Genomic DNA, 13,477 nt, shown 5'->3' with positions numbered 1-13,477 from the left:
GGCCTGCCCGCCGGTGTAAAAGTGGTCGTAGAAACGCATCTCCAGGGGATTGAAGCTAATGTTAAAAGCCTCGCGTTGGATGGCGTCAAGCTGCGGGTCCACCAACACCCAACGCGATTGTTCGGCGTCCCAATATTCAGTAATCCAGTGGTCCTCGTTTTTGTGGCTGGGGAAGTAGCGGGCAAACCCCACCCGCAGCCGGGCCGGGATACCTTGCTGGCGTAACAAAGCGGCGAACAGCACGGCGTGGTCCCGGCAATTGCCTACCAGACGTTGAGCCGGTTCGCGGGGAACGGTCAGCGGCGCGGGATCAAGTTCGTGCAGGCGGGCCAGCATTTGGGCCACGCTTCGCAATTGCAGTTCGTTGCGCTGCATGGGAGAAAGTTGAACGTGGTACAGGGCCACGCAAAACGGGTGAATGAGCAAGCCCTGCACCACCCGCACCAGGTTGGGGACGCCGGCGGGCAGATTGGCTAACAGACCGGCATGTTGGCCGGGATTGGTGATAATACTATGTTGGGTGTAATACTCAAGCAAGTTGGTATCAATCGTGGTTGAGTGGCGCTGTTCTAAAACAACATCCATCATAAAATGTCCCTCCTTTTTTGAGACTCATTCCTTTTATGAGGTTGCGTTGCAAAAGTGTGACAGTTTTGAGGATGGGGCGGAGTAGTACATTTGTTCTATTATATTACTCTTAATCCTAATTGTCAAATCACGGGTCTGTCCGAGTGCGTCCCAAAATTGTGGCGGTAGGGACAGGACATTGTCCTGTCCCTAACCTATGACCTAAAAATTGGGACAGCCTCGTCTGTTCTAAAGTTTCGGACAGGCCCGTGATTTGCGGGCACGGCTTCATACCTTTGCATTCAATTCAGTATAGCCAAAAATTCCTGACATCTTTTGTCAGGTATGGGGAATGGCTTCCAGATTCGTACCTTTATTACCGAAATTGCCTCCTCAATCCACTTGGCTTATACTGCTCTGGCCGGCAGGCAAAAAGTCAGCGGTTGTTTTAGTGCTCAACTCTGGAGGAATCTGATATGCAACTCACCCAACTCAAGCAATTTGATCCTGAAGTATATGCCCTGATTTGTCAAGAGGAAAAAAGGCAACAAGACAAACTGAGTCTCATCCCGTCTGAGAATTTCTCTATTCCCGCCGTGCGAGAAGCGCTGGCTTCGGTGTTTGGGCATAAATACGCCGAAGGCCAAATTGGCCGCAGGTATTACGAAGGGAACCAGGTTGTTGACGCGCTCGATGCCTTGTGCCAGGAGAGAGTGAGAACCTTATTTGCCCTGCCCGATGATTGGGCCGTGAACGTGCAGGCGCTGGCCGGCAGCAATGCCAATTTGGGCGTTTATAATGGTTTGTTGGAGCCAAGGGACACTATTTTGAGCATGTACCTGCCCGATGGAGGCCATTTGTCTCATGGCTGGTCCTATCCTGGCTCCGGTCAGAAGGGTTTGCAAGACCAGGTGGCCAGCAATGTTTACCTGGGTGGAGATAAAAAAGTCAGTATTGTTTCCAAATTCTTCAAGGTGCTCCAATATAAGGTTGATCCCCAAACCAGGGTTTTTGATTATGAGCAAATCCGAAAAATTGCTCGCGAACACAAACCGCAAATGATTATCTCCGGGGGCACGGCCTATCCCCGCGAAATTGATCACGCGGCCCTGGCCGGGATAGCCAAAGAAGTGTCGGCCTATTACCTGGCCGACATCTCGCACGAGGCTGGCCTGGTAGCCGCCGGGGTGAACGCCTCGCCGATGGGGGTGGCCGACGTGGTCACCTTTACCACCCACAAAACGCTGCGGGGGCCGAGGGGCGCCATTGTGGCGGGCCGGGCCGAGCTGATGTCGCGGGTTGATTTTGGCATTTTCCCCGGCCTGCAGGGCGGCCCTTTTGAACACACCATCGCCAGTGTGGCCGTTTGTCTCAAAGATGCGGCCACAGAACAATTCAGGGATTATGGCCAGCAGGTTGTGGCCAATGCCAGAAGATTGGCCGAACAGCTACTCAAACAAGATTATGACGTGGTCACCAACGGTACCGACAAACACCTGGTTTTGGTTGATTTACGGAATAAGGGCCTCTCCGGCCGTAATCCGGCCATTGCCCTGGACATAGCCGGTATTGTGCTCAATCGGAATTCTGTGCCCAATGAAACCGGCAGCCCGATGAATCCGTCCGGCATTAGAATGGGCACACCCATTATCACTACCCGGGGCATGAAAGAGGCGGAAGTGGATCAAATTGCCCAATGGATTGACCGGGTTATCCGGTTAGTGGCTCCCTTTTGTCAGCTAAAATCAGAGGAATTTAGAAGCAAGATGTTTGAGTTGCCGGAACTCACGCAAATTGCGGCTGACGTGCAGGCCATGTGCGCCAGATTTCCCCTGAACATCTGATCAGGTTATTCCCGGCCAAACAGCCAGCGGGTGGCGTCTTTGGGGAAATGGGTCCAGGCAAAGGCCACGTGAGGCCGCACTACATACAGCCCACCGTTGTCCCAGGTATCGGGGGTGGGGGCGTAATCTTTGAGTTTGTACTTGGCGGCGTAGGCGGCGGCCAGCCGGGTGGAAAACGCTCGATCCCGGCCGTCAATTTGATGGGCTTCCCCTTTAAGAATCACCACATCATCCCCGCTCTCCAGGTGGATGGCCACCGCCGGATTGGCGGCCAGGTTGCGCCCCCGGCGGGTTTGGGGACTGCCGTCAAAATAGAAACCCTCGTAGGGGGCGTCGTCCAGCCAAACACCCCATACCGGCGTAGCGTGCGGTTGTCCACCGGGCGAAATCGTGGCAATCCAATAGTTCAGAGCATTCTCCATCCGCTCACACACGTGACTCCAGGGCAGCATGCCTTCTTCGCTTTCAGGAATACCGTACTCCGGGATGTGTGGGCGGCTTGGTTTGGGTTCAGGCAATCCGCTTGATTGTTGTTTTAACATCATTTACCTCCATTAATTATCTCAAAATTTTTCCGCCACTTGCTCCCCCAACGCCGCAATGCGGTCTCTAATTTCCGCCGCCTTTTCAAACTCCAGAGCTTTGACAAATTTTTTCATTTCAGCCTCTAACCCGGCCACAGTTTCCAAATATTCATCCGGCGATAACCTAGCCTCGTCCGGCCTGAGCGGCGTTGTTTCGGTTTTGCCGTTGGCCGCTACGTGGGGCAGCATCTCCGTGATTGCTTTGACCACGCTGCTGGGGGTGATGCCGTGGGCTTGATTGTAGGCCATCTGTTTATCGCGGCGGCGATTGGTTTCGGCAATGGCCCGTTGCATCGAGTTGGTTATTTTGTCGGCGTACATAATAACCGTGCCCTCAAAGTGGCGGGCGGCCCGGCCAACGGTCTGGATGAGGGCGGTTTCGGAACGTAAAAAGCCCTCTTTGTCGGCATCCAGAATCGCCACCAACGATACTTCTGGCAAATCCAGACCTTCGCGCAGTAGGTTGATTCCCACCACGGCGTCGTATACCCCGGCCCGTAGGTCTTGTAAAATCTCTACCCGTTCAAAGGTATCCACCTCACTGTGCAGGTAATGCACGTTGAGGCCCAGGTCGGCCAGGTAGTCGGCCAGGTCTTCGGCCATCCGTTTGGTGAGCGTGGTCACCAGGGCGCGCTGGCCTTTTTCTACGCGCTGCTGGATTTCGTGGGTAAGGTCATCAATTTGCCCCATAGTCGGGCGGACGCTAATGGCCGGGTCAAGCAGACCGGTGGGGCGGATAACCTGTTCAACCGTTTGTTGAGCGTGAGTGGTTTCATAGGGGCCGGGCGTAGCCGAGGTGTAAATAACCCGGTAGAGTCGCGCTGCCCATTCCTCAAACTTGAGGGGCCGGTTGTCCAGGCAACTGGGCAGGCGGAAGCCGTGTTCCACCAACACCTGCTTGCGCGCCCGGTCGCCGTGGTACATGCCCCGAATTTGAGGCAGGGTCATGTGGCTTTCATCCACCACCATCAGAAAATCATCGGGAAAATAATCAATGAGCGTCCAGGGCGGGTCGCCGGGCGCCCGGCCGTAGAAGTGGCGCGAGTAGTTTTCGGCGCCGCTGCAATAGCCTAATTCGCGCAGCATCTCCAAGTCGTAACGGGTGCGCTGCTCCAGGCGTTGGGCTTCCACCAGTTTGTTCCCGGCCCGCAGGTGGGCGACTCGTTCTTCCATTTCCGTCTCGATGGCGGTGAGGATTTCGGCCATTCGTTCGGCGGGGGTGATAAAGTGGCGGGCCGGGTGAATGGTCAGGCTGTTCATACTCTGGATGAATTCGCCGGTGAGGGAGTGGATTTCGGTGATCCGTTCCACTTCGTCGCCCCAAAATTCAACGCGGTAAAGAGCGTCGCTGTAAGCGGGCCGGATTTCCAGGGTGTCGCCGCGCACCCGGAACGTGCCGTAGGTCAGATCAAACTTGTTGCGCTCGTAGTAAATGTCAATCAAACGGCGCAGGACTTTATCGCGCTGCCGAACCTGGCCTGTTTCAAACGATACGTGGGCCTGATCATACTTTTCCGGGTCGCCTAAAGAGTAGATGGCGCTGACGCTGGCCACCACGATGACATCGCGCCGGGTGGCCAGGGCCTGGGTAGCGGCCAGGCGCATGCGTTCGATCTCTTCGTTGATCTCGGTGGTTTTTTCGATGTAGGTGTCGGTGCGGGGGATGTAGGCTTCGGGCTGGTAATAATCGTAATAGCTGACGAAGTAGGCCACGGCGTTGTGGGGGAAAAAAGCGGAAAATTCGCTGTAGAGTTGGGCGGCCAGGGTTTTGTTGTGGGCCAGGATCAGGGTGGGGCGCTGCACCCGGGCAATTACGTTGGCGATGGTAAAGGTTTTGCCGGTGCCGGTGGCGCCCAGCAGCACCTGATGCGGCCAGCCCCGGTTGAGTCCGGCCACCAGGGCCGCAATGGCCGGGGGCTGGTCGCCGGTGGCTTGGTAGTCTGACACAAGCTGAAAATCAGGCATCACGCACTCCATTCTCACAGGTTTCAGAGGGGAGAGGAAGAGAAGCTTTTCCCGGCCTCTTTCCTCTCCAGTCTGTTGCCTCTAGTTTAGCCGATGATTCCTGACATCTTGTGTCAAGTATGAGCAGGGAGCGGTGACGCGGTTTACTTTTCAGCCTGGGCTTGAGCCGCCGTCATAGCCTCTTGCGGGGTGGTCTCTCCCCGGACAATTTGCCGCAGCGCATTTTCCAGGGGCCAACGTTTAGAACTAAGTTCCGGTTCTGTCCATAACGATATGTAGGGGACGAGCTGCGCTTGCTCCAGGGTGGTCTGGATAGCTATGTAGTCTACTACCGATTCTTTGTATTCTTCAGCCTCGGCCAACGACCGGCGGGCCGGGACCAGGCGGCTGGGTCTTTGCCGGCTGAGAAAAACCACCCACTGCCAGGCGGCCTGGGGAATTGGCGTGTCACTGCTGATGCCGTAACCCCATCCCCGGGATCCCGTAACAAATTGGGCATCGTGGGGCAAAGGCGCTATGCCCCAACGGAATTTCCACTGCGCAAACGAAACGCCCCCCTGGTCGGATAGACTGCCGGCGTACATGCCGGCTTTGCCCAAAGTAAAACTGATCGCAGGATTGGTCAGGCCTGAACCAAATTCACTTACCTGGGCGGGGGTAGGGGCCACGTTGTGTTGGTGGAGTAAATCGGCGTACCATTCCAGGGCCTCGATGGTCAAGGGATCGTCAAAGGTGGAACGGGTGGGATTTTGCAGGTCGTCAAAGATTTTGCCCCCGTGCTGGTAAACGTAGTTCAGGGAGTCAAGATAATCTTCCTGAGGCGCATACCCGTAGATGCCGACCCCGGGGTCGCGCAAGGCTATGGCCCGGCTCAAAAAATCGTTCCAGGTCCAATCTAGTTCCGGGTAGGGGACGTCGTATTGGTCAAAAAGGTCCCGGTTGTAGTACATCACCAGGATGTCGGTGCCGGCAGGAATAGCCATCACTTCCCCCTCGATGGTGAAAAATTCCAGGGAGGTCGGGTAAAAGTCGGGCAGGTCAAAGGTTTCATCTTGCTCGATGAATGAATTCAGGCTCGTGATGCGTTTGCTGCGTTGCATCCGGGCAATCCAAAGCTCAGGATCGGCCACAACGTCCCAATCTTGTTCCCAACCCGCCGGGAGAAGTTCTACGGTTACATTGGGATAACGTTCGTGGAACACCTCGGCCAAATCTTCGTAGTAACCCGGATGCACCACATCTTCGTCGTAGGCAAATTTGACGGTGACCGCCTCAACCACCGGCGTTGCTTCAGGCAGCGAGGCCAGTCCAGCACAGCCGGGCAGGAGAACCAGCAGAGCGGCCAGACCGCCTATCCAAATTTTGTTTTTTAGGAGTACTGCTAGATTTTTGAGCAACATTTTTCCTCCCCATTGCTAAACGCTCAAACGCCAAGTTGTTGGCGCAGCCCAAACATATTCTGTTTATTCCTCCAAATTTAATAAGTTTTGACATTCCTGACCAACGGCCAATGACCAACGACCACGTTGCGTCGTTCGTCCTTCGTCCCTCGTCGGTGATGCCAGGAGTGTTAAGTTTGGCCGTGAGTAGTAATGCTAAAAGTTGTTATACCAACGATTTTTTGCTGCGCGTCTGCTGCAACGGGTTATCCGGCAAACGGCGGCTCAAAAAGTCTTCTGAAAGTTCAATAACCTCGCGGGCTTCATCAGGGGTGGCGGTGCCAATGGACACCATATCCTGGTCGCGGATGGTGTTCCACACAAAAGCCAGGCCAACGGGCGGCAGCAGGCTGCCTGCGGCCAGGGGCTTAATGGTTATCACCGGCTTTTTGGCGTTTTTAATGATCCGCATCACCCAATCCACCTCCACCTGCATCAGAAAGCCCATGGCGTTGTAGATTTGGATGTAAGTTTCCAAGTCCGCGCCGGTGTTATCGGCGTAAGGGATTGTTTCCGGCATGTGGGTGGATAGGCCCGGGATCATTTCTCGCTCGCGGATCATTTTGGTGTAGCGGTCAATGTCGCGGATTTTCTGGTGCATCTTGTCCATCAGGGCGTCGGTGATGCACTGGTGCGGCATGCAGAAGGTAGCGCCGTCCGCTTGGCAGGTATCAAAAACCCGTTCCGGTTCCATCTCCGCCGGGCCGCCGGGCAGGATGTTAAAATGGGGGGTGGTGATCAAAATGCCTTTGCGGCCTGTGCGCTGCTCGGTTTCGGTCATGGCCTCGTGTAGCAGAGGGTTCAGTGGCCCCATGACGGTATCAATGCCGTGGTTAAAGAAAACGGCCATTACCTCGGTGATGCTATTGCGAGTGTGGTAGGTTTTAATGAATTTATCCTTGGCCGCGCTGGTATGCGAGTAACCCAGAAACCAATTGGTGCCGATTATCAGGCGGGAAACAGATACCCCCCCACGATGGTTCTTGGAAATTCAGCCATTTTTTATGCTCCGTTGGGTTTTCTTATTGTATTCTCTTACCGCAATTCCTCTCCGTGTTACGATAATCACCCATCATGATACACGCATCCAACTGAGGGCGCAACACCGCTCTTGTTTTTAAAAAATACCCTGTTAATTGTCAATAGATGGAGATGTGTTAAAATGCGGGCATCTAAAATGTTTGATGATGAAAGGAATGAATAATGACTCACCCTCTTGTGACGCAATTACGTTTTGCTCGTAGTGAATTACAGCGTGCCCTGGCCGGGATTTCGGATCAAGATGCTTGCCGGCGGTTAAAGCCAATGAATTGCATTAGTTGGATGATTGGTCATCTGGCTAATCAAGAAAATCGTTACTGGGTGTTGGCCGCCCAGGGCAAAACCCTGTTCCCCGAACTTAACGATTTAGTCGGCTTTGGCAAACCCGCTAGCGTCCCCCCCCTGGACGAAATGTGGCAGGTGTGGCGCGCTGTTACCGCTGAAGCGGACGTATATTTAGACACGGTGACACCCGAAATTTTGCAAACTCACTTTGAATGGAATGGCCAACCTCACCCGGAAGATGCCGGTACCCTTCTGCAAAGAGCGCTGTATCATTATTGGTATCATATTGGGGAAGCAATGGCCGTGCGACAAATGTTGGGCCATACCAACTTGCCTGAGTTTGTCGGTGATCTGGGGGCAAAAGCACCCTATCGGCCAGAGTCCTTAAAATAGCCTAAAGTCAATCACGTTAATTATTGAGGTGCAACATGCAAACGTTTCAAAATCCAATTTTACCGGGATTTTATCCAGACCCTTCCATTTGCCGGGTGGGTGAAGATTACTACCTGATAACTTCAACTTTTGAATATTTTCCCGGCCTGCCCATTTTCCACAGCCGGGATCTGGTGCACTGGCAACAGCTTGGTCACATCCTGGATCGCCCCTCGCAGTTGAACCTGGATAGTATCCGGTCGCAGTTGGGAGCGGATGGCGTCCGGCCTACCGGGGGGTTGTATGCGCCCACCATCCGTTACCATGCGGGCACGTTCTATGTGATCAATACCCTGGTAGACCAGCCGGCCGGCCGTGACAACTTTATTGTCACCGCCACCCATCCGGCGGGGCCATGGTCGGAGCCGGTCTGGCTGGAGGATGCGCCCGGCATTGATCCTTCGCTTTTGTTTGACGACGATGGACGGGTGTGGTATACCGGCAACCGCGTGCCCCCGGCGGGCGAACAATTTACGGGGCATCGTGAAATTTGGCTGCAAGAACTCGACCTGCCCACCATGCAGTTGACCGGCCCTAAACATTCCTTGTGGGATGGGGCGCTAAAAGGAGGGGTGCATGCCGAAGCGCCCCATCTTTACAAGATCAACGGAATGTATTATTTGTTGATTGCCGAGGGCGGCACCCACCACAATCACGCCGTAACCATCGCCCGCAGTAAACATATCACCGGCCCTTATGAAGCCAATCCGCGCAACCCCATTCTCACCCATCGCCACCTGGGACTGGACTACCCTATTGTTGGTACCGGCCATGCCGATTTGGTGGAAACGCAACATGGCGAGTGGTGGCTGGTGGCCCTGGCTATGCGTCCCTACGACGGTTATTTTTACAACCTGGGCCGGGAAACGTTTTTGGCCCCGGTGCGTTGGGAAGAGGATTGGCCTATCGTCAGTCCCGGCGCCGGCCGCATTGAGTTTGAATATCCTGTGCCCAATCTGCCCGAACATCGTTGGCCCACCCAACCTGCTTGCGATAACTTTGAGGCCGAAACACTGGCCGGGTGTTGGAATTTCATCCGTACCCCTCGTGACGATTTTTACAGCCTGACGGAGCGTCCCGGTTATCTGCGGCTACGTTTACGCCCGCAGATGCTCTCTGAACAGGCCAACCCCAGCTTTGTTGGGCGGCGGCAACAGCATATTAATTTTGCTGCTCGCACCGTGATGGACTTTTCACCCCAAAGTGCGGACGAGTGCGCGGGGATTGTATTGCTGCAAAACAGCAATTTTCATTTTCGTTTTGTGGTTACCCAAGTTGAAGGCAAAGGTTCCATGGTCCGGCTCATTAAACGCGAGCATGGTGAGGAAACGGTTTTGGCCGAAAAAGCCATTGAGACAAAGCGGGTCTATTTCAAAGTTGAGGCAGTGGGTCAACGTTATAGCTTTTATATTGCTACCGCGGCCGAAGCATGGCAGGTGGTGGCCCAGGCCGTAGACGGGCGTATTCTCAGCACGCCGGTGGCCGGCGGCTTTGTGGGGGCGTACCTGGGAATGTATGCCAGCAGCAACGGGCAGCCCGGCCAAAATGTCGCGGATTTTGATTGGTTTGAGTATAGGGCTTTGGGGGCTTAAAACGGAGTTAGCCTGTCTACAAACTTATTTGCGGAAAATGGTTAAACAGCGCCGGGGCCGGATAAGCCGCCTGCTTCCAGCCAGGCCAAAAAATCGGCCAGGGTTCCTTGCCGGTCGCAGGCGGGGGGCGGTTGGATGTCAATAGCCCGCTCCGGGGTGATCCACCAGGTGCTCAAACCCAGGGCGTGGGCCGGGATAATATCGTTTTCCACGTCGTCGCCCACCATCCAGGTGGTCTCCGGCGAGCTGTTGGTTTTGCTTAATATTTCCCGGTAGTAGGCCGGGTTTGGTTTGGAGTAGTGGCTGTTCTCCATGGTGGTGACCAGCGCGTAAGGAAACCCGTCCACGCCGGCCCAGGCCATTCGCTGCTCAATGGCCTGGGCCGGAAAAAGCGGGCTGGTGGCAATGACCACCTGGTGACCATCCGCCAGCAAACGGCGCACCACAGCCTGCGCTTGGGGTCGGCGGGTGGTGTATGGTTGCAGTTGCGGAAAGTCTTCGTGGTAAAAAACGTCAATAGAAGGTTGGATAACTTCGTAAGAAAGCCCCAGGCGGCGAGTAAAGTCGCGGTAAAAGGACTCGTGATTGGTCACGGTGGGGTCCTGGTTGGCCTGCATCACCTGCACCGAAGCAACAAGCATTGGCCACAAATCTTGCTCATCGGTGAATTTTTTCAGATGTTTCTGCAAAGCCGCCGCGTAAGGGGGCAAAAAATGGTTCATATCGTTGCCCAGCAGCGTATTGTCTAGATCAAGCAAAACGGTGAGGGTGGTCAAGTGTCAGCTCCTTGATCTGTTTTTCTTTTTCAGACCTTTGCCGGAAACGCCGGCGGCTTTGGCTAAATCCCCGGCCCATTCTTCAACGTTATTTACCTGAAAGCCCAACTTATCCGGCCGGCCGTCTTGCACAAACCGCACCACAATAAAGGGCGTTTTTTGGGCCGTGTGGCCCATAAAGGATTGCTGAACGGTTACGCCCTTGATTTGTTTATAGGTTACACACCACACGCCGGGCGGGCTGGCCCGGGTCACGCGCAAATCTTTGTCGGTCATTACCGCCAGGCCAATGCCGCGCGCCACTCCCTTAAGGCCCATTGACTCCAATCCCCCAAACTGGCCCCCGGCCGGGCCGCGCACAAATTCTATCCCTTCCGCCTCCCACTGGCCCACTGTGGCCGCCCGGTGTTTGTTCCAGCGACGGGCGATGATAAACCTGAATAACCAAAACAGGCCCAACCCAACCAGCAACACGGTTGGGACCAGGGTTGAAATCACTTGTAGTATTTCGTCAGACATTTTGATTTCCCCGCATTATAATGACCCCCATTATATCAGGAATTCGTTTTTTTGACGATTAAAGAAGTCAGCGGGTGAGCCGTGTTTGTGGTCGAGTGGGTCTGTGTGCTATAATGAGGCTGACGTACAGCCAGACACAGTGACAACGCAGGAGTATTAATGGCCCCCAAACGAGGAACGTTATCCAGCAAAATACCCTCCAAAACTTTAGCCCATGCCCTCAACCAGGCCGTCTCTTTAATGAGCGGCAATAAGAAGCGGGTGATGACGGCGGAGATTTTGCTGCTGGCCTTTGTAAAAATGCCCGATGTAGAAGCCCATCGGCTGCTGCGCAACTTTAGCAAGGAGCGCGGCTTTAACTGGGCCGACTTTGAGCAGGACGTTGAGCGCATGGCGGCTGAGCGCGCGGCCCGCGACATGGAATTTGATTTTGTGGCCGACAATCGCAAGCGCATTCCCCTGAGCGAAGAAATGCTGATTGTGTTGGACGAGGGCTTGACCGTAGCCAGATCGCGGGATGAAGCCTGGTGCAACACGGCCCACGCCCTGGCCGTGATGACCGAGATCAGCGTGGGCACGTCGCGCCTGCTCAATAAATTGGGCATTACTCAACGGGCCGTTCTGGATGCCATGGGCCGGCCCTCCCTGGCCAGCGGGGCCACCGCCATTGACCACGTGGCCCTGGCCAAAAACGGCCAAATGGCCCCGGTTTATTTTCGGGATGACGTATTGCGCGATTTGGTCAACTTGCTCTCCATGGCCCGCGACCGGCACGTGATCCTGGTGGGGCCAACGGGCATCGGCAAACAATCGCTGGCCCTGGCCCTGGCCCAGTTGATTGCCGAGGGCAAAGGCCCGGTAGGGCTAAAGGCCGTGGTGCAGATCAACGAACCGGCCCTGCTGGATAACACCCTCACCGCCCTGCAAGCCGGGCTGCGCCTGGCCCAAGGCGGCATCCTGTTTGTGCCTGATATTAGCCGTTTTTTTGGCGGCATCCGGGCCGAGTTTCAGGAACGGGCCGGCAAAGAATTGCAAAAGGCTCTCCTGGCCGACGACGTGGTGATTGTGGGCACTACCACCGAGGGCCGTTACAATGATCGCCTGGCCAAATCATCGGTGATGGACCACGTGCAGCGCCTGGAGATCCCGCCCGCCACCGTGCCGGAAACGGTGGAAATCCTCAAAGTGCTGCGCACCACGTTCCAGGCCGATTACGATTTGACCATTGTTGACAAAAGCCTGGAAGAAACCGCCCGCCTGGCCGGGCGTTACTATACGGTGGAGCCGCTGCCCGGCGCAGCCGTTCACCTGCTGCATCGCACCTGCGCTATGGTTAAAATGAGTTTGGGGGACGGGGGCGATCCGGCCGTTAAAAAAGACAATCAGGTTGACCCGGATGACGTAATGGTGGCCGCCAGCCTGCTGACCGGCATCCCGGTAACAAATATGGGCGCCGATGAGCGGAACCGTTACGCCAACATGGTCGAGCACCTGCATCAGCGCATCATTGGCCAGGACGAAGCGGTAGTAGCCTTGAGCCGGGCGGTGAAAATGGCCCGCGTGGGTTTAAAAGACCCCCGCCGGCCGATTGGCTCTTTCCTCTTTTTGGGGCCAACGGGCGTGGGCAAAACCGAGCTGGCCAAAGCCCTGGCCGAGTTTATGTTTGGCACGGAAACGGCCCTGATTACCCAGGACATGAGCGAATACATGGATGATTCATCGGTGAACCGGCTCATTGGCTCGCCCCCGGGGTACGTGGGCCACGAAGCGGGCGGCCAACTGACTGACGCGGTCAAAAAACAGCCGTACAGCGTGGTGCTGTTTGACGAAGTGGAAAAAGCCAGCGTAAAAGTGTTTGACGTTCTGTTGCAGGTGATGGACGAGGGCCGGTTGACCAGCGGCAAAGGCGAAACCGTCAGCTTCAGCGAGTGCGTTATTTTAATGACCAGCAACATCGGCAGCCGTTTTCTGGCCAACCCCGAATTGAGCGAGGCGGAAGCCCGAGAAATGGCCGAAGAAGCCCTGAAGACCCATTTTCGCCCGGAGTTTTTGAACCGGCTGACCGACATCATCTTCTTCCACCTGTTGAGCGACGAAAACCTGGGCGACATCCTGGACCTGTTGCTGCGCAAAGAAGAGCAGTTAATGGCTACTCGTAACCTTAAATTAGAGCTGGCGGATAAGGTCAAACCCTGGCTGCTGGCTCAAAACGACCATCCCGAATGGGGCGCCCGGCCCCTGCGCCGGATCATTGAAAAGAACATCCGCGAACCGATGGCCGACTTTTTGTTAAAAGAAGACCCCCAGGCAGGCACAACCGTTAAAATTCAAGTAAGGGGCAAAAAACTGGTTTTTAAAACCGGGTAAAATGCCAAATTGCATTTCAGGAGAAAAATAGTGCGCGCAAATTCTTTAACCCTCTACTTTAATGAA

Annotated in this window: 11 protein-coding genes; 4 read left to right on the top strand and 7 right to left on the bottom strand. The window is 55.2% G+C overall.

Annotated elements, in window-relative coordinates; translation table 11 throughout:
- The coding region (locus JW953_15420; GenBank protein MBN1994086.1) for a transglutaminase domain-containing protein at window positions 1-588 on the bottom strand (588 nt) is incomplete at its 3' end.
- Window positions 589-1,043: 455 nt separating this feature from the next.
- On the opposite strand from JW953_15420, the gene JW953_15415 reads away from it, so the two are divergent.
- Window positions 1,044-2,411, top strand: coding sequence for a serine hydroxymethyltransferase (locus tag JW953_15415; protein ID MBN1994085.1), 1,368 nt, complete (start codon window positions 1,044-1,046; stop codon window positions 2,409-2,411).
- Between the two features lie 5 nt (window positions 2,412-2,416).
- Here JW953_15415 and JW953_15410 read toward each other — a convergent pair whose 3' ends face one another.
- The 4 genes from JW953_15410 to JW953_15395 form a co-directional block, all read right to left on the bottom strand.
- Window positions 2,417-2,953, bottom strand: coding sequence for a pyridoxamine 5'-phosphate oxidase family protein (locus JW953_15410; GenBank protein MBN1994084.1), 537 nt, complete (start codon window positions 2,951-2,953; stop codon window positions 2,417-2,419).
- Window positions 2,954-2,974: 21 nt separating this feature from the next.
- The gene (uvrB, locus tag JW953_15405; GenBank protein MBN1994083.1) at window positions 2,975-4,963 is read right to left on the bottom strand and encodes an excinuclease ABC subunit UvrB; all 1,989 of its coding nucleotides are present in this window, start codon (window positions 4,961-4,963) and stop codon (window positions 2,975-2,977) included.
- A 140-nt stretch (window positions 4,964-5,103) separates the two neighbouring features.
- Window positions 5,104-6,360 carry a sugar ABC transporter substrate-binding protein gene (locus JW953_15400; protein MBN1994082.1) on the bottom strand — a complete coding sequence of 419 codons (1,257 nt, stop codon included), beginning with the start codon at window positions 6,358-6,360 and terminating at the stop codon, window positions 5,104-5,106.
- 205 nt (window positions 6,361-6,565) lie between these two features.
- Complete coding sequence (locus JW953_15395) at window positions 6,566-7,249, bottom strand: hypothetical protein (GenBank protein ID MBN1994081.1); 684 nt, start codon at window positions 7,247-7,249, stop codon at window positions 6,566-6,568.
- Between the two features lie 353 nt (window positions 7,250-7,602).
- Between JW953_15395 and JW953_15390 the strand changes: the two genes are divergently transcribed.
- Both JW953_15390 and JW953_15385 read left to right on the top strand, forming a co-directional pair.
- A complete protein-coding gene (locus tag JW953_15390; protein ID MBN1994080.1) occupies window positions 7,603-8,118 on the top strand; it encodes a DinB family protein in 516 nt (171 codons plus the stop codon).
- A 35-nt stretch (window positions 8,119-8,153) separates the two neighbouring features.
- A complete protein-coding gene (locus JW953_15385; protein ID MBN1994079.1) occupies window positions 8,154-9,749 on the top strand; it encodes a glycoside hydrolase family 43 protein in 1,596 nt (531 codons plus the stop codon).
- A 41-nt stretch (window positions 9,750-9,790) separates the two neighbouring features.
- Here the strand turns inward: JW953_15385 and JW953_15380 are convergent, their stop codons facing one another.
- Window positions 9,791-10,525 (bottom strand): HAD family hydrolase, encoded by a 735-nt coding sequence (locus JW953_15380; protein MBN1994078.1) that lies wholly within the window; start codon window positions 10,523-10,525, stop codon window positions 9,791-9,793.
- A 3-nt stretch (window positions 10,526-10,528) separates the two neighbouring features.
- The gene (locus JW953_15375) at window positions 10,529-11,044 is read right to left on the bottom strand and encodes a hypothetical protein (protein ID MBN1994077.1); all 516 of its coding nucleotides are present in this window, start codon (window positions 11,042-11,044) and stop codon (window positions 10,529-10,531) included.
- 159 nt (window positions 11,045-11,203) lie between these two features.
- Between JW953_15375 and JW953_15370 the strand changes: the two genes are divergently transcribed.
- The gene (locus tag JW953_15370) at window positions 11,204-13,411 is read left to right on the top strand and encodes an ATP-dependent Clp protease ATP-binding subunit (GenBank protein ID MBN1994076.1); all 2,208 of its coding nucleotides are present in this window, start codon (window positions 11,204-11,206) and stop codon (window positions 13,409-13,411) included.
- Window positions 13,412-13,477 lie beyond the last annotated feature (66 nt).

This window comes from Anaerolineae bacterium (assembly GCA_016931895.1).
In the GTDB taxonomy this organism is placed as follows: domain Bacteria; phylum Chloroflexota; class Anaerolineae; order 4572-78; family J111; genus JAFGNV01.
The sequence above is the reverse complement of the archived record's forward strand: the minus strand, read 5'-3'. Positions and strand labels throughout refer to the sequence as shown.